This is a genomic window from Micromonospora sp. MP36, from assembly GCF_008119785.1.
Taxonomy (GTDB): domain Bacteria; phylum Actinomycetota; class Actinomycetes; order Mycobacteriales; family Micromonosporaceae; genus Micromonospora.
This window is the reverse complement of the sequence record NZ_VSFA01000006.1, coordinates 40,527-63,360: the sequence shown is the minus strand read 5'-3', so window position 1 is coordinate 63,360 and position 22,834 is coordinate 40,527. Positions and strand designations below refer to the sequence as shown.

General features: G+C 74.5%; 20 protein-coding genes. 8 read left to right on the top strand and 12 right to left on the bottom strand.

Annotated elements, in window-relative coordinates; translation table 11 throughout:
• The first annotated feature begins 1 nt into the window (after position 1).
• Together FXF52_RS08830 and FXF52_RS08825 are read left to right on the top strand one after the other, a co-directional pair.
• Positions 2-997 carry an ABC transporter ATP-binding protein gene (locus tag FXF52_RS08830; RefSeq protein WP_148795273.1) on the top strand — a complete coding sequence of 332 codons (996 nt, stop codon included), beginning with the start codon at positions 2-4 and terminating at the stop codon, positions 995-997.
• Positions 998-1,073: 76 nt separating this feature from the next.
• Positions 1,074-1,793 carry an ABC transporter ATP-binding protein gene (locus FXF52_RS08825; protein ID WP_148795271.1) on the top strand — a complete coding sequence of 240 codons (720 nt, stop codon included), beginning with the start codon at positions 1,074-1,076 and terminating at the stop codon, positions 1,791-1,793.
• Between the two features lie 309 nt (positions 1,794-2,102).
• On the opposite strand, the gene FXF52_RS08820 is transcribed toward FXF52_RS08825, so the two are convergent.
• The 4 genes from FXF52_RS08820 to FXF52_RS08805 all read right to left on the bottom strand — a co-directional run bounded on the left by FXF52_RS08820 (position 2,103) and on the right by FXF52_RS08805 (position 6,008).
• Complete coding sequence (locus FXF52_RS08820) at positions 2,103-2,636, bottom strand: hypothetical protein (protein WP_148795269.1); 534 nt, start codon at positions 2,634-2,636, stop codon at positions 2,103-2,105.
• Between the two features lie 129 nt (positions 2,637-2,765).
• Entirely contained in the window at positions 2,766-3,218 is a 453-nt protein-coding gene (locus FXF52_RS08815; protein WP_148795267.1) for a GNAT family N-acetyltransferase, read from the bottom strand.
• 41 nt (positions 3,219-3,259) lie between these two features.
• Entirely contained in the window at positions 3,260-4,810 is a 1,551-nt protein-coding gene (locus FXF52_RS08810; RefSeq protein WP_370517910.1) for an alpha/beta hydrolase, read from the bottom strand.
• Between the two features lie 85 nt (positions 4,811-4,895).
• Positions 4,896-6,008: an ATP-dependent DNA ligase gene (locus tag FXF52_RS08805; RefSeq protein WP_148795263.1), complete on the bottom strand. Its 1,113-nt coding sequence runs from the start codon at positions 6,006-6,008 to the stop codon at positions 4,896-4,898.
• 136 nt (positions 6,009-6,144) lie between these two features.
• On the opposite strand from FXF52_RS08805, the gene FXF52_RS08800 reads away from it, so the two are divergent.
• Both FXF52_RS08800 and FXF52_RS08795 read left to right on the top strand, forming a co-directional pair.
• Positions 6,145-6,357 carry a hypothetical protein gene (locus FXF52_RS08800; protein ID WP_148795261.1) on the top strand — a complete coding sequence of 71 codons (213 nt, stop codon included), beginning with the start codon at positions 6,145-6,147 and terminating at the stop codon, positions 6,355-6,357.
• Positions 6,358-6,432: 75 nt separating this feature from the next.
• Entirely contained in the window at positions 6,433-6,933 is a 501-nt protein-coding gene (locus FXF52_RS08795; RefSeq protein ID WP_148795259.1) for a DUF1990 family protein, read from the top strand.
• Positions 6,934-6,956: 23 nt separating this feature from the next.
• Here FXF52_RS08795 and FXF52_RS08790 read toward each other — a convergent pair whose 3' ends face one another.
• The 6 genes from FXF52_RS08790 to FXF52_RS08765 all read right to left on the bottom strand — a co-directional run bounded on the left by FXF52_RS08790 (position 6,957) and on the right by FXF52_RS08765 (position 15,359).
• Positions 6,957-7,868, bottom strand: coding sequence for a DNA-3-methyladenine glycosylase (locus tag FXF52_RS08790; protein WP_148795257.1), 912 nt, complete (start codon positions 7,866-7,868; stop codon positions 6,957-6,959).
• 115 nt (positions 7,869-7,983) lie between these two features.
• Complete coding sequence (locus FXF52_RS08785; RefSeq protein ID WP_148795255.1) at positions 7,984-8,841, bottom strand: spermidine synthase; 858 nt, start codon at positions 8,839-8,841, stop codon at positions 7,984-7,986.
• Positions 8,841-9,800: a hypothetical protein gene (locus FXF52_RS08780; protein WP_148795254.1), complete on the bottom strand. Its 960-nt coding sequence runs from the start codon at positions 9,798-9,800 to the stop codon at positions 8,841-8,843. The genes FXF52_RS08785 and FXF52_RS08780 overlap by 1 nt, the downstream gene beginning before the upstream one ends.
• 112 nt (positions 9,801-9,912) lie before the next feature.
• Positions 9,913-12,387 (bottom strand): AAA family ATPase, encoded by a 2,475-nt coding sequence (locus FXF52_RS08775; RefSeq protein WP_148795251.1) that lies wholly within the window; start codon positions 12,385-12,387, stop codon positions 9,913-9,915.
• On the bottom strand, positions 12,387-13,535 hold the full coding sequence (locus FXF52_RS08770) for an exonuclease SbcCD subunit D (protein ID WP_148795249.1): 1,149 nt from the start codon (positions 13,533-13,535) through the stop codon (positions 12,387-12,389). The genes FXF52_RS08775 and FXF52_RS08770 overlap by 1 nt, the downstream gene beginning before the upstream one ends.
• A 75-nt stretch (positions 13,536-13,610) precedes the next feature.
• Positions 13,611-15,359: an ATP-binding protein gene (locus tag FXF52_RS08765; RefSeq protein ID WP_148795247.1), complete on the bottom strand. Its 1,749-nt coding sequence runs from the start codon at positions 15,357-15,359 to the stop codon at positions 13,611-13,613.
• Between the two features lie 284 nt (positions 15,360-15,643).
• Here FXF52_RS08765 and FXF52_RS08760 point away from each other — a divergent pair, with 284 nt between their 5' ends.
• Entirely contained in the window at positions 15,644-17,221 is a 1,578-nt protein-coding gene (locus FXF52_RS08760) for a hypothetical protein (protein ID WP_255471818.1), read from the top strand.
• Here the strand turns inward: FXF52_RS08760 and FXF52_RS08755 are convergent.
• Complete coding sequence (locus tag FXF52_RS08755; protein ID WP_148795245.1) at positions 17,151-17,630, bottom strand: hypothetical protein; 480 nt, start codon at positions 17,628-17,630, stop codon at positions 17,151-17,153. The two genes, FXF52_RS08760 and FXF52_RS08755, sit on opposite strands and share 71 nt — an antisense overlap.
• 285 nt (positions 17,631-17,915) lie before the next feature.
• On the opposite strand from FXF52_RS08755, the gene FXF52_RS08750 reads away from it, so the two are divergent.
• Entirely contained in the window at positions 17,916-19,448 is a 1,533-nt protein-coding gene (locus FXF52_RS08750) for a M4 family metallopeptidase (protein WP_148795243.1), read from the top strand.
• A 187-nt stretch (positions 19,449-19,635) separates the two neighbouring features.
• On the opposite strand, the gene FXF52_RS08745 is transcribed toward FXF52_RS08750, so the two are convergent.
• Positions 19,636-20,421, bottom strand: coding sequence for a pyrimidine reductase family protein (locus FXF52_RS08745; protein ID WP_148795241.1), 786 nt, complete (start codon positions 20,419-20,421; stop codon positions 19,636-19,638).
• A 150-nt stretch (positions 20,422-20,571) separates the two neighbouring features.
• Between FXF52_RS08745 and FXF52_RS08740 the strand changes: the two genes are divergently transcribed.
• Together FXF52_RS08740 and FXF52_RS08735 are read left to right on the top strand one after the other, a co-directional pair.
• A complete protein-coding gene (locus tag FXF52_RS08740) occupies positions 20,572-21,117 on the top strand; it encodes a plasmid pRiA4b ORF-3 family protein (RefSeq protein WP_148795239.1) in 546 nt (181 codons plus the stop codon).
• Positions 21,118-21,439: 322 nt separating this feature from the next.
• Complete coding sequence (locus FXF52_RS08735; RefSeq protein ID WP_148795237.1) at positions 21,440-22,750, top strand: extracellular solute-binding protein; 1,311 nt, start codon at positions 21,440-21,442, stop codon at positions 22,748-22,750.
• Positions 22,751-22,834: the final 84 nt, after the last annotated feature.

Sequence of the window (22,834 nt, the reverse complement as noted above, 5' to 3'; positions counted from 1 at the left end):
GATGACAGCGATCGCCGAGGCGTCCGCCGTGCCGGACCTGGCCGCCCTGCAGCAGCGCGCCGCGCAGCGCGCCGCCGAACGGGCCGGCGGCCGGGACCGGCTGCGCGGGCACATCGTCTGCGACGGCCTGGTGCGCATCTTCAAGACCGAGGGCGTGGAGGTGGTCGCCCTCCAGGGCCTCGACCTGGTCATCGATCGGGGCGAGCTGGTGGCGATCGTGGGCGCCTCCGGCTCCGGCAAGTCGACTCTGCTGAACATCCTCTCCGGGCTGGACACCCCCACCGCCGGCATCGCCCGGGTCGCGGAGTATGACCTGCTCTCCCTGTCGAACCGGCGCCGGCTCGCCTACCGCCGTCAGATGGTCGGCTTCATCTGGCAGCAGACCGGGCGGAACCTGCTGCCGTACCTGACCGCGCTGGAGAACGTCGAGCTGCCGATGCACCTGGCGCGCCGTGGCGGCGGCCGCCGGGCCCGGCGCGAACGGGCCCGCGAGCTGCTGGACCTGGTCGGCGTCGGCTACTGCGCGGACCGGAAGCCCAGCCAGATGAGCGGCGGCGAGCAGCAGCGCTGCGCCGTCGCCGTGGCGGTGGCCAACGACCCGGAGGTGCTCTTCGCCGACGAGCCGACCGGTGAGCTGGACGAGGCGACCGGTGCCGAGGTCTTCGCCGCGCTGCGGACCATCAACGCCGAGCTGGGCGTCACCATCGTGGTGGTCACCCACGACCACGCCGTGGCCAGCCAGGTCCGCCGGACCGTCGCGATCCGCGACGGCCGCACCTCCTCCGAGGTACGCCGCACCGCCCGCGTCGCCGCCGACGGCAGCACCGAGCTGGTCAGCGAGGAGTACGCGGTGCTCGACCGGACCGGCCGGATGCAGCTCCCGGCGTCCTTCGTGGACGCGTTGTCGCTGCGCGACCGGGTCCGGCTGAACCTGGAACCCGACCACGTCGAGGTGCGGCCCGGAGACCGGGCGCACACCGAGAAGGAGCAGGCATGAGCGAGCGTCAGCGAGCGAATCATCAGTGCAGCGTCGTGGTGCCTCGTGCCGGCGCTGAGCGGAGCGAGGTGGCGGCATGAGCGAGCAGCTGTTCGCGGCGCCGGCGCGCGTCGCCACCACCGACGACGTGGTCCGCGTCGAGGCGGTAAGCCGCACCTTCGGGCGGGGCGAGCACGCGGTGCACGCCGTGCGGGACGTCTCCTTCTCCGCCGGGCGGGGTGAGCTGGTCGCGGTCCGGGGTCGCTCCGGCGCTGGCAAGACCACGCTGCTCAACCTGGTCGGCGGCCTGGACCGGCCGGACCGCGGGCGGGTCCAGGTGGCCGGGCACGACGTGACCGCCGCGAGCGAGCGGGAGCTGCTCGCGCTGCGCCGGGGCACCGTCGGCTTCGTCTTCCAGACCTTCGGCCTGGTGCCGATCCTGTCGGCGGCCGAGAACGTGGGGGTGCCGCTGCGGCTGGCCAGGGTGCCGGCCGCGGAGCGGGAGCAGCGGGTGGCCGTGCTGCTGGAGCTGGTCGGGCTGGGCGGGCACGCCGCGCAGCGCCCGTATGAGCTGTCCGGCGGGCAGCAGCAGCGGGTGGCGGTGGCCCGTGCCCTGGCGAACGAGCCGGACCTGCTGGTCGCCGACGAGCCGACCGGCCAACTGGACTCGGAGACCGGGCGGTCGATCATGGACCTGCTCCGGGCTGTGGTGCACGCCCGGGGCATGACCGCCCTGGTCGCCACACACGACCCGGCCCTGATCGAGATGGCCGACCGCGTCCTCACCCTCCGCGACGGCCGCCTGGCCACCGACTGACTCATCACCGGCGTCGCGCAGCGGAAGCCCGCAGGCACGGCCGGCGTGCCGGCGGGTCGGCGCCGGGCACGACGGCCGACCGCGAGAAACGCCGGCTGTCACCCACTACGAACTTGATGACGTGAACGGATCAGCCCGCCATTCGCCCTTGAGCGGTGCTCGCCCGATTTCTCCACGTCATCAAGTTCGTAGCGGGCCAGCCGCACCCAGTGAGCGCCTGCCGGTCCGGCGCGGACCGCGGTGCATCAGCGGACCGGGCAGCGCCGCCGGCACGAGCAGGGCAGTTCGGCCTGCCCGTCGGGCAACCGGTCAGTCCCGGCAGCGGCGGCGGTGGTAGGCGAGGGTGACGGCCAGCAGCAGCGGTCCCCAGAGGAGCAGCGGGACGTAGCAGGTCAGCAGCAGGGCGAAGCCGGTCGGCGAGAAGCCCAGGATGCCGCCCCGCACGATGATGCCCCAGGCCGCGTACGCCCAGACGAGGGTGACCCCGACGGCGCCGGCGGTGGCGACGGTGACCGCGAACGGCGGCGGCACCCGGCGCCCGCTCACCAGCGGCAGCCAGCGGGGGAACACCTCGCCCCACCGGCGGACCAGGCCGAGACTGAGCAGCGCCAGCGCCTCGGAGACCACGGTCAGCGAGACGACGTACACGCTCTCCCAGCCGTGCGTGCGGGCCGGCGCGCCGTGCTCGTACGCACCGAGCGGCACCCCGGCGACCAGGGCGAGCCGCCACAGCCCAGACGGCAGGACGGCGAGCGGGATCAGGTGGGCGGCGCGGACCGCCCAGGTGGGCGCGGGCCGGCCGTCCCGCGGGTGGGCGGTGGCCGGTGCGACGGCAGGGGACATCTGACTCCCCGTTCGTCGGCTGCCCGTCCACCCTGCCCGTGCCGGTCGCCGGCGATCATCCCGCAGGGTGGGGAGTCAGCTCCCTCGGTTGGGGGAGCGGTCGCCCGGGCCGCAGCCCGCGAGCCGGGGTCAGAGCGCCAGCTTCATCCCCTCGTGGCTGGCCACGAAGCCGAGGTTGCGATAGAAGCGGTGCGCGTCGGCGCGGGTCTTGTCGGTGGTGAGCTGCACCAGCGCGCAGCCTCGCGCTCGGGCCTGGTCGATGGCCCAGGTCATCATCTGCCGGCCCAGCCCCCGGCCGCGCTGGTCGGAGCGGACCCGAACCGCCTCGATCAGCGACCGCTCGGCGCCGTGCCGGCCCAGCCCCGGGATGTACGTGATCTGCATGCAGCCGACCAGTTCACCGCCGGCGTCCGCGACCACCAGGTGGTTGCGCGGGTCGGCGTCGACGTCGGCGAACGCCTTCTCGTACGCGTCGTCCACCTCGGTGAAGTCACGGGCCTTGCCCAGCACGTCGTCGGCGAGCAGGGCGATGATGGCGGGCAGGTCCGCGCGGACCGCCTCCCGGAAGATCACGCCGGTCATGCCGGCAGCCTCGCACAGCGACAGCCGGCGATCTGCGGTGGTCAGCGGGCCGGGCAGCGCAGCCCGGCCCGGGGCACGGTCAGCGAGACCAGGTACGCGTCGACGGCGTCGGTGATGCAGGCGGTCTGCGGATACGCCGTGTGCCCCTCGCCCTCCCAGGTGAGCACCCGCCCGACGCCGAGCATGGAGGCCAGTGCGGCGGTCTGCTCGTAGGGCGTGGCCGGGTCGCCGGTGGTGCCGACCACCACGATCGGCGGGGCGCCGACCGCCTTGCCGGTCGGGTACGGGTCCCGCCCGCCGGGCCACTCCACGCAGCCGAACATGCTCACCGCGAGGGCCGGACCGAACAGCGGGTACTTCGCGCGCCACTGCGACTGGAGCTGGCGGATCTGCTGAGGGCTCGGCTTCTCGGCCTCGTCCGCGCAGTTCACCGCCATGTTGGCGTCGAACAGGTTCGAGTAGTGCCCGTCGTCGCCGCGGCCGGCGTACGCGTCGGCGAGCTTAAACACCCCGGTCGGGTCGCCGCCCTGCAACGCGTCGATCGCCCGGGCCAGCTCCTGCCAGCCGGCCTCGGTGTAGAGGGAGGAGATGACCGCGTAGAACACCCAGCCCGCGGTGGCCTGCCGGCCGTCCCGGCTGTGCACGGGGGAGACCTTGGCCTTGTCGATGGCGCTGGTGACGGCGCCCCGGGCGTCCGGCGCGATCGGGCAGCGGCCGGCGTTGTCCGCGCACCAGCGGGCGAAGTTGTCGAAGGCCCGCTCGAAGCCCTTCGTCTGGCTCTCCGACCCGGCGATGAGCTTCTGCTGCGGGTCGACCGCGCCGTCGAGGACCAGCGCCCGCACCCGCTGCGGGTAGAGCTGGGCGTACACCGCGCCGAGCAGGGTGCCGTACGAGTAGCCGAGGTAGGTCAGCTTGTCGTCGCCGACCGCCGCGCGCACCGCGTCCATGTCCCGGGCGGCCTGCTCGGTGCCGTAGAGCGCAAGCTGGTCGCCGTACTTGGTGCCGCAGCCGGTGCCGATCCGCCGGTTGAGCGCGGTCCACGCGTCGAACGACGCCTGGCTCTGCGGGTCGGGGTCGTAGCCGAAGCTGGCGTCCAGGTCGGCGTCGGAGATGCACTTGACCGGGCTGGACCGGGACACCCCGCGCGGGTCGAACCCGACGATGTCGAAGCGGTCGGTCACGGCGGCCGGCAGCCCGCCGAACGCGGGGCCGAAGGAGAGGTAGACGGCGGTGTCCACGCCGGAGGCGCCCGGGCCGCCGGGGTTGACCACCAGCGAGCCGATCCGGTCGTGCTGCTTGCTCGACCGGATCCGGATGAGCGCGATCTCGAAGGTCTCCCCGGTGCCGGGCCCGGCCGTCGCGCCGCTGGCGGCCCCGTTGCCCCAGTTGCGAGGCACGGCGATCCGGGCGCACTCGTAGCGCATGCCGGACGCGCCTCGGCCGACCAGCTCGTCCGGGACCTCTGGGCAGGCGCGCCAGGTCGGGGCGGTGCCCGGGGCCGCCACCGGGCCCTGGCTCTCGGTCCGCGGGGCGAGGGCCGGCAGCGTGCAGCCGGCGGTGAGCACCACCGCGGCGACGAACCCGGTGAGGATACGCCCTCGGGCGGGCCGGACCCGGCGGATCCGGTCGGAGAAGCGGGTCACGTGGCAGCCTTCCGTGATCGTGTCGACGGCCAGGCTACGCCCGACCGGACACGCTGCCGGCGGTCGCCGCCGGATCGCCGCGCAGCACCTGGTCGACGTCGTAGCGGATGGGGCGCTCCAACTGATCGTAGGTGCAGGAGCGGGGATCACGGTCGGGGCGCCAGCGGACGAACTGGGCGGTGTGCCGCAGCCGGTCGCCCTCCATGGCGTCGTAGCCGACCTCGGCCACCAGCTCCGGGCGCAGCGGCTCCCACTCCAGGTTCTTGTTGCCGGTCCACCGGCTCACCCCGCCGGGGATGCGCTGGCCCCGCTCGTGGTCGCCGTGCACCCACGGGTGGTCGCCGCCGACGTCGCGGTAGGGCGCCAGCTCGTCCAGCAGCTCCTTGCGTCGCGCCGCGGTGAACGACGAGCTGACCCCGATGTGGTGCAGCACGCCGGCGTCGTCGTAGAGGCCGAGCAGCAGCGAGCCGACCACCGGGCCGGACTTGTGCCAGCGGAAGCCGGCCACCACCACGTCGGCGGTGCGGGCGTGCTTGACCTTGAACATCAGCCGCTTGCCCGGCTCGTACGGCAGGTCGGCCGGCTTGACGATGAGCCCGTCCAGCCCGGCCCCCTCGAACACGTCGAACCAGCGCCGGGCCGTCTCGGCGTCGGTGGTGATCTGGGTGACGTGCACCGGCGGCCGGACCTTGGCGAGAGCCTGCTCCAGTCGGGCCCGCCGCTGCGGGTAGGGCCGGTCGGTGAACAGCTCGTCGTCGAGGGCGAGCAGGTCGAACGCGACGAAGTCGGCCGGGGTGGTCTCGGCGAGCAGCTTCACCCGGGAGGCGGCCGGGTGGATCCGCTGGGCGAGCAGCTCGAAGTCGAGCCGGGGCTGGCCGCCGGGGCCGTCGCGGCGGATCACGATGAGCTCGCCGTCGACCGCGCACCGGGGCGGAAGCTGGCGCCGCGCCTGCTCGACCACCTCCGGGAAGTAGCGGGTCATCGTCTTGCCGCCGCGGCTGGCCAGCTCGACCTCGTCGCCGTCGCGGAAGATGATGCAGCGGAAGCCGTCCCATTTCGGCTCGTACGTCATACCGGGAGCGGTGGGGAGCTGGGGCACGCTCTTGGCCAGCATCGGCTCGACCGGGGGATTGATCGGCAGGTCCACGGCGACCAGTCAATCAGACGCCACTGACAGTGGTGAGGCAGATCACCGGTGGCGGCGGGCGGCGTGTCCCCGGACCGGCTGGTTCGTCACCCTCGCCCGGATGGTGAAACCGCAGGTCAGGGCTAGCGTTCGCCGCGTGTCGGAGTGGATCTGCGGATGTTGCGGACGCTGGCGGGTCAGCGTGCAGCTGATCCGGGGGCGGTACCGCTACCGGCTCGTGCACCGCTACCGCCCGGAGCAGGGCGGCGGGGCCAATGTCATCGGCGAGGTCGCCTCGGTGGCCGAGCTGGAGGAGCTGCTCCGCCGGTACGCCCCAGTCGGCCTGGCCGACCTCCGCGAGGCCGCGTAGCCCCGGCCGCCCGCCGGGTGGGGTGGCCACCCCGGCCGTAGGCTGGCGCTGTCCCCGCGCGAGGAGGTGGCCGCCGTGCCGGATCTGACGTACCCCGAGGTGGGGGCGACCCGCAACGGGCGACTGCCGGCCGGCTACCACCACCTGCGGCGCCGGGTCCGGCTGCCGGACGGCTGCTTCCCGACCGCCGGCGAGGCGGTGCTCGGGTGGCGGCTGCACCGGGCCGCCGGGGTGGTGATGCGCACCGACGCGCCCCGGGCCGCCGCGGGCGTGCGGGTGACGCCGGGCCTGGGCGTCGGCCCGCTGCGGATCTGGGGCCCGACCGAGGTGGTCTGGGCGGTGGACGAGCCGGACCAGGTCGGTTTCGGCTACGGCACGCTGCCCGGGCATCCGGAGACCGGCGAGGAGGCGTTCCTGGTCGTCCGCGACGGCCCGGCCGTCTGGTTCGAGGTGACCGCGTTCAGCCGCCCGGCCCGCTGGTACACCCGCGCGGCCGGGCCGCTCGCCGGCGCCGTCCAGCACGTGTACGCCTGGTGGCTCGGCCGGACGCTGCGCCGGCTCTGCGCCCGCGGCTGACCCCGTCCGGCCCCGCGGAGCGGTCAGTAGCGGGCGAAGGAGCGGATGGTGGCGCGCGGACCGTACCTCGGCGCCTGGATGCCGGCCGCCTCCAGCAGCAGGCAGACCCGGCCGCGATGGCCGCGGAACGGCTCCAGCAGCGCCAGCATCCGGGCGTCGTCCCCGCGCGGCTCCCCGGCCAGGGCCCAGGCCACGGTGTTCGGGATGTGGTAGTCGCCGACGCTGACCGCGTCCGGGTCGCCGTACGCGATCCGGACCACCTCGGCGGCGGTCCACGGGCCGATCCCGGGGATCGCGGTGAGCCGGCGGGTGGCCTCGACGGTGTCGGCGCACTGCTCCAGCCGCTCGGCGGCGGCGGCCGCGCGGCGCAGCGTGTCCGCGCGCCGCTGCTCCACGCCGAACGGGTGGAAGACCCAGTACGGGGTGGCCGCCACGGCCGCGGCCTCCGGCGGCAGCAGCAGCGGCACGGGCCCCGGCGCCGCCTCCCGGAAGTGCCGGACCGTCGCCGCGTACGCCCGGTACGCCTCCTTGCCGGTGACCTTCTGCTCCAGCACGGCCCGCAGCAGCCGGGGGAAGACCTGGCCGGTGGCCGGCATCCGCAGCCCGTGGTGCTCGCGGGCCAGCCGGGCCACCAGCGGGTGCGCGGCGGCGAGGTCGGCGAAGCCGGCCAGGTCGTCGCCGAGGCCGGCGATCGCCTCGGCCCGCTCGGCCACCCAGTCCGCTCCCGGCCCGTACCCCTCGGCGACCAGTTCGTCCCCGGCGGGGCGCAACGCGAGGGTGGCCGGCCCGGCCGGGGTGCGGGTGGCCCACCAGAACGTGCCGCCGGCGATTCGCGCGCACGGGTCGTACGCGCTGAAGGTGAGCGCCCGGACCGACCTGGCCAGTCGGTAGCCGGCCGGGGGGCGCAGCGTCCGGCGGGCGGCGGGGGAGGTCACCCGGTCACTCTGCCACGCGGGCCGGCCGTGACGGGCGACACCGTCGCCGCGCCGGGCGCCGGCGTCCGGCCCCCACGGGCATGGCCGGGTGATACGGAGCGGTCCGCCGGACGGATCAACGGCGCACGGAAAAAATCCCGGGCGGGGGCGGAGTGGAATCCCGGGCCTCGGCGTCCCGCACCACCGGGGCGCCTCCGGCGAACCGGTCCAACTCCTCGCCGGCCAGCACCCGGCCCGGGAACCAGTCCCCGGCGGCCCGCCGGGACAGCTCCGCCACCGGCGGATCGACCCGGGACGCGACCAGCACCAGGTTGCCGTAGCGGCGCCCGCGCAGCACCGCCGCGTCGCTGACCAGGCAGGCCCGGGGCAGCACCGTGCGGACCGTGGCGACCTGGGCGCGGGCGTGCCGCAGCGGCGGGCCGTCGGCGATGTTCGCCAGGTAGAACCCGGCCGGGCGGAGCACCCGGGCCACCTCGGCGGCGTACTCCACCGAGGTCAGGTGGGCCGGGGTGCGGGCGCCGGCGAAGACATCGGCAACCACCAGGTCGTAGCTGGCCTCCCGGCTGGCGGTGAGGGTGGCCCGGGCGTCCGCCACCCGCACCCGCAGCCGGGCGTCGGCGGGCCACGGCAGCGCCCGGCGGACCAGCTCCACCAGAGCGCCGTCCACCTCGGACACCCGCTGCGTCGACCCGGGACGGGTGGCGGAGACGTACCGGGGCAGGGTCAGCGCGCCCCCGCCCAGGTGCAGCACCCGCAGCGGCGCACCGGCCGGGGCGACCAGGTCGATCGCGGCGGCCAGCCGCCGGACGTACTCGAACTCCAGATGGGTCGGATCCGCCAGATCCACATGGGACTGCGGGGCGCCGTCGAGCAGCAGCGTCCAGGAACCCGGCCGATCCGGGTCGGGCACCAGCTCGGCCTGCCCGGTGTCGACCTGCTCGACGACCCGGTCCGTGCCGCGTCGGCGACCCATCAGCGCCGGATCCCCCGGGCGGCCGCGGTCAGCACCCGGTGCAGCAGGCGGGCGTCGCCGAGCAGCCCGCGCAGCCGGCGCTCCAGGCCGGCGATCGGGATCAGGTTCTGCGGGGCCCGCGGATCCTTGTACGGGGTGGAGGCGAACCGGGGCAGGGTGACCAGGGAGAGGTCGGCCAGCTCGATCGCCTCGGCCGCGGTCAGCTCGGCGGAGCACTCCATCCGCACGATGCCCGCCCACGGCGCGCCCCCGGCCACCGGCAGCCGCAGATACCAGGAGTAGCCGCCCCACGCGGTGTCCAGCCGGAACACCGGGCAGCGCTGGCCCGGCGCCAGCCCCGTGACCACCGCGGTCAGCCGCGCGTCCAGATACTGGCTGTGCTGCGTCTTGATGTAGCCCAGGGTGCGCGGCAGGTGCCGGCGGCTGCGCAACGGCCCGTCCACCACCAGCAGGTCACCCTCGGTACGCGCGGCGTCGGAGACGGCCACCTCCAGCGCGGTCAGCGGGGCCTGCACCGCGGCCGGCAGCTTGCTCAGCTCACCGGTGCCGCCGACCCGGTGCACGGGGTAGCGGATCTGCCCGGCCACCACGTCCTGTGCGGAGGGACTGGCGGTGAACAGCCCCCGGCCGACCTGGGCCCCGGCCAGCTCCGCCGCGCCGCGTTCCAGGTCGCAGCGGACCACCCCGGCGGCGTACGAGGCGGCGATGCCCGGAAACGAGCCGCCGTCGTCCTCGGCCGTCCACACGCTCGCGTCGATCCGGCGTACCCCGTCGACCAGCAGCACCACGCCCGGGGCGAGCACGTCCCGGCGGACGTCGATCGCCCGCCAGTCCGTCGCCGGCAGCTCGACGCCCGGGTCGACCTGGGCGCTGCTTGGCGCCGCCGGCCCGCCCCCGCCAGCAGCCTCGAACGACGCCCCGTACGCCGGATCCCAGGCGTCGACGTAGAACCGCGTCACGCCGCCCCCGCCCCGCGCGCCGGCCCCGACCCGTCGTTCGCGGGTGCGGGGCTCCGCTGCGCTGCGCCTCGCACTCCCACGCGAGCCGCCCAGGAGCGCTCGCTCCCCGCGGTCACAGGCCGGTCCGTTCGACGCGGGCCGTGCGGGCGTCCTTGCGGACCTCGAAGCGGACCGGGATCCGCTCGGCGAGGGCCGGCACGTGGGTGACCACGCCGACCATCCGGTCACCCCGGGCGGCCAGGTTTTCCAGGGTGGCGGCGACGGTGTCCAGGGTGGCCGCGTCCAGCGTGCCGAAGCCCTCGTCCAGGACGATCGACTCCAGGCTCGCCGCGCTGGTGGACATTCCCGCGAGCTGCTCTGACAGCGCCAGGGCCAGCGCCAGCGAGGCCTGGAAGGTCTCCCCGCCGGAGAGGGTCCGCACCCCCCGGCGCAGCCCGGCGTCGTGGTGGTCGACCACGAAGAACTCGCCCTTGTCGTGCACCAGGTCGTACTGGCCGTTGGAGAGTTCCCGCAGGATCCGCGACGCGCCGTCGACCAGCAGGTCCAGCGCCTCGGCCAGCAGCCACCGCTCGAAGTTGTTGGCCCGCAGGTGCCCGGCCAGGGCCCGCGCCACCCGGGCCTCCCGCTCGTGGCCGGCCCGCTGCTCGCGCAGCTCGGCGGCCTGCTCGCGGCGCTCCGTCAGCCGGCGCAGCTCCGCCTCGGCGCGCTCGACCGCCACCGCGGCGTCCCGCAGCGGATCGTCGGGCACGTCCAGCCCGGCCGCGGTGAAGAGCCCGCCGATCCGCTCCTCGACCTCGGCTGCGGCGGCCTCGGCCGCACCGACCGCCGCACCCAGCCCGCCCCGGTCGGCCCGCCGTCGGTCGGCCTGCTCCCCGGCCCAGCCGGCGAGCGCCGCCCAGGCGGCGGCCACGTCGTCGCGGTCGGCGGCCGGCGGACCGAACCGGGCCAGCCCGTCCCGGGTCGCGTCGAAGTCCCGCCAGGCGCGGCGCAGCCGCTCCTCCGCGCCGTCCAGCGCGCCCCGGGCCCGGCGGGCGGCGTCCCGGCCGGCACGGACCGCCCCGGCCGCCTCCTCCAGACCGCGACGCAGCCGGGCGTGCTCGTCCAGCGCCTCCCGCAGCGCGCCGGGCGCGGCGGCGTCGGCGAGCTGCTCGTCCAGTTCGGTCAGCCGGGTCCGCAACTGATCGTGCTCGGCGCGGGCGCGCAGCAGCACCCGGTCCAGCTCGCGGGCGGCGGCGTCGCGCTCCTGCACCACCCGCTTCGCCGCCTCGCTGGCCGTGCGGGCCGCCTTGCCCGCCGCGATCGCCCGAGCCACCGCCGACCCCTTCGGCACGCCCGGCACCCGCGGGACGACCTGCTCGCAGACCGGGCACGGGCCGCCCTCGACCAGATGGGCGCGCAGCGCCACGGCCTGGTCGGTGGCCTTCGCCTCCTCGTGCGCCCGGAACGCCGCCTCCAGCTCCGCCTCGGCCCGCTCGGCGGCCGCCCGGGCCTCCGTCAGGGCGCCGACCGCCGCGTCGTGCTCGGTCTGCGCCGCGGCCACCGCCGCGCGGACCGCCGCCACCTGGCCGGTCAGCTTCTCCCGGTCGGCGTGCGCCTTGAGCAGCAGCCGCAGGGCGCTCTCGTCGCCGGCCGCGGCCAGCTCGCCGCGCAGCTTCTCCTCCCGCTCCTCGGCGAGCCCGACGGCCGCCGCAGCCTCGTCGGCCGCGACGCGGGCCGCCGCCACCGCCCGGGCCAGCTCGGCGATCCCGTGCGGCGGTCGCACCCCGGCCAGCACGGCCAGCTCCGCGTCCAGCGCGGCCAGCGCCGCCGCCCGCTCGCGCGCCGTCGCCCGGGCCCGGTCCAGCTCGGGTACGGCCACCGCGACCGCCCCGGCCAGCTCGCGCATCCGGTCCACCCGCTGCCGCACGCCGGCCAGCGTCTCGTCGTCGACGTCGGCGAGACCGCCGAGCAGCTTGTCGACCGTCTCCAGCTTCGCCTCGGCCTGCCCGGCGCGCTCGGTGGCCTTCTTCTGCACCTCCTCGTAGACGCCGAGGCCGAGCAGGTTGACCAGGATCTGCTGCCGGGTGGCCGGCTTGGCGTGCAGGAAGTCGGCGAACTGCCCCTGCGGCAGCAGCACGCAGCTGGTGAACTGCTCGTACGGCAGCCCGACCGCGTCCAGCACCGCCTGCTCCATCTCGGCGGGCGTGCCGGCCACCACCTCGCCCAGGTCCTCCGGGCTGAGCCCGGTGTCGAGCTTCGTGACGTCGAACCCGGCCGGCATCAGCTGCAGCCCGGCGTTAGCGGTCTTCACCGTGCCCCGGCCGTCCCGGCGCACCACCCGGGTCGCCACGTAGCGGTCACCGGCGGACTCGAAGACGAGCCGGACCCGGGCCTCGTTCGCCGACGGAGCGAGGGCGTTGGCCAGGCCCCGGGCGCCGCCCCAGCGGGGCACGGTGCCATAGAGGGCGAAGCAGATCGCGTCGAGCACCGTCGACTTGCCGGAGCCGGTCGGCCCGACCAACGCGAAGAAGTCCGCGTCGGTGAAGTCGACGGTGGTCTCCTCGCGGAAGACGGTGAACCCGGCCATGTCCAGTCGCATCGGTCGCATCAGTGGTCGATCCCCTCGAGCAGTTCGTCGAAGAGTTCCTGGACGCCGTCGTCGGCGTGACCCCGGCTGCTCAGGTAGTCGGCGAAGAGCTCCCGCGGCGAGCGGCCGGCCCGCTGGGCGGTGCGGGTGGCGCTGCCGGGGGCCGGCACCAGCTCCGGGTCGATCCGGATCTCCAGCGCCCGGGGCAGCAGCTCCTGCACCTCCTCCCGCAGGCCGGCGCGGGGCTGCTCGCGGACGTAGACCCGCAGCCACCCCTCGGGCGGGTCGAGCTCGGCGAGCTGGGCCAGGGTGCCCCGGACGGTGCGCAGCGGCACCGCCCCCGGCACCGGCACCTCGCGGATCTGGGCGGCGGTGGTCGCGGTCACCTCGACCAGCGTCACTGAACCCACGTTCTCCTGCTCGCCGAAGTCGACGGCGAGCGGGCTGCCGCTGTAGCGGATCGGGCACGGGCCGATGACCCGCTGGGACCGGTGCAGGTGGCCGAGCGCCACGTAGTGCGCGTTGCCGGGGAAGACGGTGGCCGGCACCGCGTAGCCGAGGACGGTGTGCGCGTCCCGCTCGCCGCCGCCGGTGCTCGCCCCGACCACGGTGAGGTGGGCGGTGACCAGGTGCACCCGGTCGGGCTCGGCGAAGCCCTCGGCCAGCCGGGCGAGCACCCGCCCGAGGTGGTCGGCGTACGTCTGGTTGGCCTCGGCGGCGGTCAGCTCGTACATCTCCACGGCGCGGACGGCGTACCGCTGGGACAGGAAGGGAAGCGCAGCCAGCTGCCAGCGCTCGCCGCCGGCGGTGACGCCGTCGATGACGTGCTCGGCCGGGTTGTCCCGGACGCTGCCCCGCAGGGTGATGCCGGCCGCCTCGGCCCAGGGCCGTAGCGCGTCCAGGGCCGCCCCGTTGTCGTGGTTGCCGCCGATCGCTACCACGTCGGCCCCGGTGCGCCGCAGCGCGGTCAGCGCCCGGGTCACCAGGCGGGTCGCCTCCGGGGTGGGCGCGGCGGTGTCGTAGAGGTCGCCGGCCACGATGACCAGGTCGGGCCGCTCGACCCGGGCGATCTCGATCACCTGGGCGAGCACCTGCTTGTGCTCCTCGCCGCGGGACTGCCCCTTGAGGACCTTGCCGACGTGCCAGTCGGAGGTGTGCAGGATCTTCACCGTGCTGGCCTTTCGTTCGCGACTGCGGGGCTCCGCTGCGCTGCACTCCTCGCGCTCACCGGTCGGTCACCGCCCTCAGAACGGGATGTCGTCGTCGGAGCTGCCGGAACCCACCACGGCGAACGGGTCGGCCGCCTGGGTGATCGAGCGCAGCGTCTCCGACGGCGCCCGGCCGGCCTCGGAGACCCGGGTGGCCCAGGCCGGGAAGGGGAACTCCAGGCAGAGCGGCACCGGGATGTCGGGCTGGTTGACGAACATGGTGCCCGGCTTGGCCAACAGGGCCCGCTGCCGCTGGGCGGGCGGGAGGAAGCCGTATTCCGGGCGGGACGCCTCGGCCGGGTCGAGCCGGCCGACCACCCGGATCGCCGAGTTGGTCACGATCCGCCGCTCCACCTCGCTGGCGGTCTGCTGCGCGCCGACCAGGATCACCCCGAGCGAGCGGCCCCGCTCGGCGATGTCGAGCAGCACCTCCTTGATCGGGGAGGAGCCCTCGCGCGGCGCGTACTTGTTGAGCTCGTCGAGCACGACGAAGAGCAGCGGCTTGGCGGTGCCGGCCTTCTCCTTGCGCTCGAACTCACTCTTGAGCGTCACCCCGACCACGAAGCGCTGCGCCCGGTCCGGCAGGTTGTGCAGGTCGACCACGGTGACCTGGGCGCTCTCCGCGGTGTTGATCGAGTGCGGGCGGCGCATGGCCAGGTCGCCCCGGATCAGCCGGCCGAGGTCCTTCTTGCTGCCGATCAGCCGGCGGGCGAACGCGTTGACCGTGCCCAGGCCGACCGCGCTGCCCGCCCAGTCGCCCCGGGTCTCGTCGTCGTTGAGCTGCTCGACGATGTGGTCGACCAGGTCGGCGTAGGACCCCAGCCGGACCCCGTCGATGCTCACCCCACCGTCGGCGGGCTGGGCGTACCGGGCCAGGTGCGCGGCGACCGAGTGGACCACCATCGTGTACTGCTGCCGCTCGTCGTCGGCGTCGGCGAAGACGTAGGGCAGCAGGCGGTCGGCGCAGAACTCGCTCAGCGTCCAGTAGAAGCTGTCCACGCCGGTGAGCCGGCTGCTCACGTCCGGCGTGCCGGAGGAGTCACCGACCCGGGGCGGCGCGTAGACCCGCACGTCGGGGAAGGCGCCCGCGTCGAGCCCGAGCTTCGCGTACCCGGCCCGCGTGTCGTCGTCGAGGCGGGCGTTCGGGTGGTCGAGGAAGAGCAGGTCCTCGCCCTTGACGTTGAAGATCAGCGCCTTGGCGTTGACCGCGTCGCCGCCGAGCACACCGGAGCGGAACACCGAGTAGAGCAGGAAGGTGGCGAAGCTGGTCTTGGTGGCCACCCCGGAGATGCCGGAGATGGACACGTGCGCGCCCCGGGTGCCGTCGAGGAAGTCGGCGTTGAGGTAGACCGGCACGCCGTCGCGGCCCATGCCCATCGGGATGCGCCGCTCCATCCGGTCGAAGTGCAGCGCCCGGGCCCGGGCGTCGCCCTCGGCCCGGTGCACCACAGCGCCCGGCGTGGGTGGCACGTAGAACTCGGGGTCGACCCGGGTGGTGGTGACCTCGGCGGCCTCCTGCACCTGGGCCGGGAGCGTGCCGTCGGCAATGGCGAAGACGTCGGAGTCGAACTGCGCCCCCTCGTGCCGGGCGCGCACCTGGGTGACCACGCCCGCGATGGTCACCGGCTCCCGGTCGGGCAGCTCGCGGCGGGTGACCACCACGTCGTCGAGTTGCAGGTAGCTGCCGGGGGCGACGGCGGTCCAGAAGGTGAGCGGGGTGGCGTCGGCGGTGCCGAGCACCCGGCCGACCCCGTCGCCGGGGCCGTCGATCAGGTCGTCGGTCATCGGCGGTCTCCGGTCGGCTGGTCGTCCCGTTCGCGGCGCACGAGGTGCATCCTGCCCGAGGGATGCGACAGGTTGCCACGCGACGCGGCGGACGCCACGGCCCTCGTCCGTCGAGCTTGCCCAGCGGGGTCGGCCGACCACGGAGGGTGCGCCTCTTCGCGGGATTCCCATCCCGCCAGCGTCTGATCCGCGAGATCCTCGGAAGGCTGGGGAAGCGGGGAGTGGACGTGGGATCGACACGGCGCCGGGTGGTCGCGCTGCTCGTGCTCGCCGCGCTGCCGCCGATGCTCGAGGACGGGCTGCTGTTGGCGCTCGGCTTCCGCGCCGCTCGGGGACTCGCCCCGCAGGCCACCGCCGTCTGGCCCTACGACTCGTACCACGACCTGCGCTGGCTGCTGGTGTACCACGACTCGTGGGCGACCTTCCTGCTCGGGCTGGTCGTGGTCACGGTGGCCCGCGGGCTGCTCTCCGCCGGGCTGACCGCGTTGGCCTGGCCGGCAGGCGTGGCGCGTCCCGCCTGGAGTTGGCTGCTGCGGCGGAACCTGGGGGTCGCGCTGCTGGCCGCGCTGGTCATCTCGCCGTGGGCTGCGCTCTCCGTCGCCTTCTCCGCGGTGTCGCTCTCCTGGTACCTGTTCGGCTCGCTGGCCCCGATGCTGGTCCTCGCCCCCTTCCTGGCCCGGGCCGGCGTGGTCGCCGGCTGGTGGCGGGGGCTGCCCACGATCGAGCTGTTCGGCTGGTCGTCGCTGAACTTCCTGCTGCTGACCCTGTCCGGTGCGTTGATCTCCAGCGCCCCGGGCTGGAGGGCGGTCGGGGTGGCCGCCCTGGCCGGGGCGGCGAACGGGCTGCTGTGGTGGCGGGCGGTGGCCGCCGCCGTGCTGCCGGCCCGGGTCCGGTTGCCCCGGGTTCCGGTGGCCCCGATCGCGATCACGCTGGCGGTGGTGGGTGCGATCTGGGCCGAGGCGCTGGTCGGGATCGCCGGGGGTGGCCGGCGCGGCCCCTGGATGCCCCCGATCCTCGCCGACCGGCTGTCCGACCGGGTGCCGTACGCAATCATCGTCCTCAGCGGGCACGACTCGCGTTGGAACGGCGAGCCGTCCGCCGATCCCCGGGTCGAGCGCTTCTCCTACCGCGGCCTGGACGCGCAGGGCCGGCCGTTGCCGTACCCGCCGGACGCGACCCACCGGTCGCTCGACTCCGCCAGCGCCCTGCTCGCCGCGCAGGTCGACGCGCTGCACCACCGTACCGGCCGACCGATCGCCCTGTTCGGCAACAGCGAGGGGGCGATGGTGGCGCGCACCTACCTGGAGCGGCTGCCCCGCGGCCCGGTCAGCGCCGTGGTGATGTTCAGCCCGCTGGTGCAGGCGGGGCGGACCTACTACCCGCCGCCGGGACACGAGGGCTGGGGCGTCGCGGCGGGCTGGGAGCTGCGGGTGCTGTTCTGGCTCGCGAATCTCCCCCGGCCGGTGAAGGACCATCCCGACGAGCCGTTCGTCCGCTCGGTGCTGGTCGACGCGCCGTTCTACCGCAACCGGATCCTCTGCCCGGTGCCGGGGGTCCGGATGATCGCCTTCCTGCCCACGGTCAGCGCCGCCGAGGCGCCGCCCGGCGAGTACAGCCGGATCCCGGTCTATCAGGAGCCGGCGTTTCACGGCGGCCTGATCGGGCGGCGGATGGTGGAGGACCGGGTGGAGGCCTTCCTGGCCGGCGAGCCGGTGGCGCAGCCCCGCCGGGAGTACGTGCTGCTCCAGCGGCTGGGCGCGGCCTGGCAGGCGCCCCCGCTGGTGCTTGCGCTCAACCCCCTGTGGTCGGCGACCCGGGAGGGGGATCCGGCGCTGACGGGCCGGGTCTGCGAGCCGCGCTGACCGCACCGGGTCGGGCGCCGGCCCGGGCGTGCCGGAACAGCAGGCGCAGGGCCGCACCCTCGAGCGCGACCACCATCAGCGCCCGGATCGGCGCGTACGGGAAGAGCAGCACGTCGACGACGATGGCCGGTAGCGCGCAGCAGACGGCGAACAGCACGGTGCCGCGTCGCCCGGTGAGCACCAGCAGCCCGGCGAGCGTCAGCGCGACGCCGATCGCGACGTGCAGCCAGGCCCACGCGACGATGTCGACCGCGTACATCCCCTCCGAGGTCCGCGCCACGAACTGGTCGCCGGCGGTATGCGCCCAGGCCGTCAGCACGTCGACCAGCCCCGCCCCGGCCAGCAGGCCGCCGGCGAGCAGTGGGCGTCCGGGCCGGCCGGCCGGCGCGACCCACCCCGTGGAGTCCATTGTCCCAGGCTACGGCCCCCTCCGGCCGGCGTGGCCGGTCACCCGCGTGAGCCGGTGGTGAACGGGCCACGAAAAGTTCTGGAAAAAAATCTTGGCCGCAAGTCGTGACAGACGAGGGCCCCAGGGCGCAAGAATGTGCCACAACGCATCGAGGATCTTTCCTCCGTCGATACCTCGTGCGTCGTCACGTCCGGTACCACCGGGCGTGCGGATCCGTCGTCCACCGGCGGATCGCCCGTCGGTCGATACCCCCCGACCGACAGTCCTAGTGAAGGTAGGGACTACATGCGTCGTACCACTCTCCTCGGCGGCCTGGCCACGGCCGCGCTACTGGCGGCCGGCCTGCCCGCCACGGCCTCGGCCGCCCCCGTCTCCACCGACGCGTTCACCCGCGCGGTGGCCCAGCTCCGGGCCCACTCCGGCAGCGCCCTCGTCACCGACGGTCAGACGTTCACGCTCCGTAACGTCCAGACCGATGCCGACGGCACCGAGCACGTCCGGCTCAACCGCTACCAGGACGGCCTGCCGGTCCTCGGCGGCGACACCGTCGTCCACCTGGGCAAGGGCAACACCTGGCGGGGCGCCAGCCAGAGCCTCGCCGCCGCCCCGACCCGGGGCGCGAAGGCCCGGGTCAGCGCCGCGGCGGCCGGCCGCACCGCACTCGCCGCATCCACCGCCGCCACCCGCCGCGTCGACGGCAGCCAGCTGGTGTACGACGCCGACGCCGCGGGCACCGCCCTCGCCTACGAGGTCGTGGTGGGCGGCGCGTACGCCGACGGCACGCCGAGCGAGCTGCACGTGCTGGTCGACGCCACCACCGGCCGGGTCCGCGACTCGTGGGAGGGCGTGCAGCGCGACGGCACCGGCAACACCTTCCACTCGGGCACGGTGACGGTCGGCAGCACCCTCTCCGGCGGCACCTACCAGCTCGCCGACACCACCCGCGGCGGCCACCGGACGTACGACCTGAACGGCGGCACCAGCGGCACCGGCACCCTGGTCACCAGCGCCTTGAACGTCTTCGGCGACGGCACCCTGGCCAACCGGCAGACCGCCGCGGCCGACGCCGCGTACGGGGCCCAGATGACCTGGGACTACTACAAGACCACGTTCGGTCGCAACGGCATCCGCAACGACGGCGTCGGCGCGTACAGCCGGGTGCACTACAGCACCAACTACGCCAACGCGTTCTGGAGCGACTCCTGCTTCTGCATGACCTACGGCGACGGCGGCTCCGGTTGGTACCCGCTGACCTCGCTGGACGTGGCCGGTCACGAGATGAGCCACGGCGTCACCAGCAACACCGCCGGCCTGCGCTACAGCGGTGAGTCCGGCGGCCTCAACGAGGCCACCAGCGACATCTTCGGCACCCTGGTGGAGTTCTACGCGAACAACGCCAAGGACCCGGGTGACTACCTGATCGGCGAGAAGCTGCGCACCAGCGGCGCCCCGCTGCGCTACATGGACAAGCCGTCCAAGGACGGCTCGTCCGCCGACTGCTGGAGCAGGTCCGTCGGCCGGCTGGACGTGCACTACTCCTCCGGCGTGGCGAACCACTTCTTCTACCTGCTCGCCGTGGGCAGCGGCTCGTCGTCGTACGGCAACAGCCCGACCTGCAACGGCAGCACCGTGACCGGCATCGGCAACGCCAAGGCCGGCGCGATCTGGTACCGCGCGCTCACCACGTACATGACCTCGCGGACCGACTACGCCGGTGCCCGCACCGCCACCCTGTCGGCCGCGAAGGACCTGTACGGCGCCGGCAGCGTCGAGTACAACACCGTGGCCGCCGCCTGGTCGGCCGTCTCGGTCAACTGACCCGCGGAACCCGGGCCGACGGTCTCCTCCGCCGCCGGCCCCGGTCCGCCGCGTCGCCACGGGCGCGGGCCCACCCTCCCGGGTGTGCCCGCGCCCTTCGTCGCGCGCGCAGGGCGTGTCGCGTCGCCGATCTGGCGGCATCCGGCCGCCCCGGACCCCACCACGTCGCCGACCGGGGTCGGTCCGGTCAGGCGGCAGGGGCGGACCCGGCCGATGCCGGCTCGCCCGGGTCGCGGGCGTAGCGCAGCATCAGCACCCCGTCCTCGGCGGCCAGCACGTGGCGCAGCGGCAGCTGCCGCGGGGCGCTGCCGTCTCCGGCGGTGATCCGGCCCGGGCCGGCCCCGGCGAGCAGCGGCGCGACGGTCAGGCAGAGTTCGTCGACCAGGTCGGCCGCGGTGAGCGCGCCGAACAGGTAGGGGCCGCCCTCGCAGAGCAGTTGGCCGAGCCCGCGGCGGCGCAGCTCGGCCAGGCCGGCGCTGAGGTCGACCCGGTCCTGGCCGCACCGCACCAGGTCCGCCACGTCGGTCAGCCCGGGTGGCGGGTCGGCGGCGGCCCGGGTGAGCACCAGCGGCCGGATCGGCGCGTCGGCGAAGGCCGCCTGGGCCGGGTCGAGGTCGAGCGAGGCGGAGACCACGATCAGGGTCGGGTACTCGGTCAGGCCGTGCTCCCGCCGCCAGGCCCGGCGCGTCTCGTCCAGCCGGACCGCCCGGTAGCCCTCGTGGCGCAGCGTGCCGGCGGCCACCACGAGCCCGTCGCAGAGCATCCGCAGCAGCCCGAAGACCCGCTTGTCCGGCTCCCCGGAGAGGCCGGCCGAGTAGCCGTCGAGGGATACCGCCCCGTCGGCGCTGGCCACGAAGTTCACCCGCAGGTGGGGCCGGGTCGTGCGGCCGTAGAGGGCGGCCAGTTCCGGGTCGGCCAGCGGCCCGGTCGCGGGTGCCGGCCAGACCCGCGAAATCGGCGTCCCGGCGGTCATTCGCCGGCCGGACCGGTGACCGGAGGGGTGGGTTCGGGGGTACGGTGCTGGCAGTCGCACCACTTCCGGCCTGGACAGTCGTCGTGCCGCCGCTCCCGGCACGCTCGGCAGATCATGCTGGCAGCCTATGCCGAGGAAGGATGGGACAGCATGCCGCGTCAGATCTTCCAGCTGAAGGTCTCCCTCGTCGGGGTCCGGCCGCCGGTGTGGCGGCGGGTGCAGGTCCCCGGCGGCTACACCCTGGACCGGCTGCACCGGGTGGTGCAGCACGCGATGGGCTGGCGCGACTGCCACCTGCACTCGTTCGAGATCGACGGCCGCCAGTACGGCGAACCCGACCCGGACGGCGACCTCGCGCTGCGCGACGAGTTGGACGTGCGGCTGGACGAGGTGCTGGGCAAGGGCAGCCGGTTCCGTTACACCTACGACTTCGGCGACTGGTGGGAGCACGACCTGGTGGTGGAGGACTCCTGCACCGCCGACCCGGACGAGCGCTACCCGTCCTGCCTGGAGGGGGAGCGGACCTGCCCGCCGGAGAACGTGGGCGGCCCGTCCGGGTACGCGGTCCTGCTGGCCGCGCTCGCCGACCCGGCGCACCCCGAGCACGAGGCGATGCGGGAGTGGGTCGGCCACACCTTCGACCCGGATTCGTTCGACGCCGCCCGGGCCACCACCCTGCTGCGCCGCTTCTGCTGACCGGCTGATCGCAGCCGGGCCGGGGCCGGGCGTCCCGGTCCTGCGCACCTCCCCCGCTGGCGAAGAGTCCCCTGTGTCCGGCTCGCCCGGCCAGGGCGGAGCCGCCGCCGGTAACAATCTGGGAACGCTCCCATCGCGTCATTGACACTCCTGAAACGCGTCGGCAAGCTCATGGGAGCGCTCCCGGGGCCTGTGGCCTGGCCCACATCGCTCGTCCCGGGGGCGTCCCAGAACCGGAACCCCACCACGTGTCCGGCCCGGCCGACGGGCGGGCGCCAGCCAGCAACCACCACACGAGTTACCCACCTGAGAGGGGTCAGGGATGAGCGTCATCAGGCGCCGGCTCCGAACTGTCGCGGTCGCCGCGCTCGCCGCGGGCGTGGCTCTCGTCAGCACGGCGTGCAGCAAGAGCGACAACGACGGGTCGACCGGCGAGGGCGGCCAGGTCAAGCTGGTCCTGCAGACCTTCCAGAACTTCGGCTACGACCAGGCCATCAAGGACTTCGAGGCGGCCCACCCGGACATCACGGTCGAGCACCAGAAGATGGGCGAGCTGCGCGACTTCCAGCCGAAGCTGGTGCAGTGGCTCGCCGCGGGCAGCGGCGCCGGCGACGTGGTCGGCCTGGAGGAGGGCGTCCTGCTCGGGTACGTCCAGAACCACGACAAGTTCACCAACCTGCTCGACCTGGGCGCCGGTGAGCTGAAGGCCAACTTCCCCGAGTGGAAGTGGAACAACGCCCTGACGCCGGACGGCAAGAAGCTGATCGGGCTCGGCACCGACGTCGGCGGCCTGGCCATGTGCTATCGCAAGGACCTGTTCGCACAGGCCGGCCTGCCCACCGATCGGGAAGAGGTCGCGAAGCGGATCAGCACCTGGCCGGACTACATCGCGCTGGGCCGGCAGTTCAAGGCCAGCGGCAAGGTCAAGGCGGCCTGGCTGGACAGCGCGACCAGCCTGATGCAGCCGTACGTCATGCAGAACTCGGAGACCTTCTTCTTCGACAAGGACAACAAGTTCATCGGTGACACCAACCCGATCATCAAGCAGACCTGGGACCTGGGCCTGCAGATGGCCGCTGACGGGCTGACCGCCAAGGCGCAGCGGTGGAGCGCCGACTGGGACGCGGCTTTCAAGAACTCCGCCTTCGCCACCCTGCCCTGCCCGGCCTGGATGACCGAGGGCGTCATCGCCCAGCGCTCGGGCCCGGCGAACGCCGGCAAGTGGGACATCGCCCGGATCCCCGGCGGTGGCGGTAACTGGGGTGGCTCCTACCTCGCCATTCCTGCACAGACCAAGCACCCGAAGGAGGCGTATCTGCTGGCCAAGTACCTGACCAGCAAGGAGGGGCACCTGGCGGCGTTCAAGGAGGCGGGGGCCATGCCGTCCGACATCGCCGGCCTCGAGGACCCGGCGTTCAAGGACAAGACGAGCGACTACTTCAGCAGCGCGCCCACGGGGCAGATCTTCGGGGAGAGCGTCAAGAACATGAAGCCGGTCTTCCTCGGCGCCAAGCACCAGCAGGTCTGGGAGACGATCTTCGAGCCGCAGATGCAGGCGGCCGAGCGCGGCCAGCTCAGTTCGGATGCCGCCTGGAAGAAGGCGGTGGACGAGGCCAGGAAGGCAACCAGCTGAGTCGCCGATGACCTGCCGGGTCCGCGGGCGTCCAGGGCGCGCGGGCCGGTGGCGACGCCCACATCCGGCCCGGGTGTGGGCGCC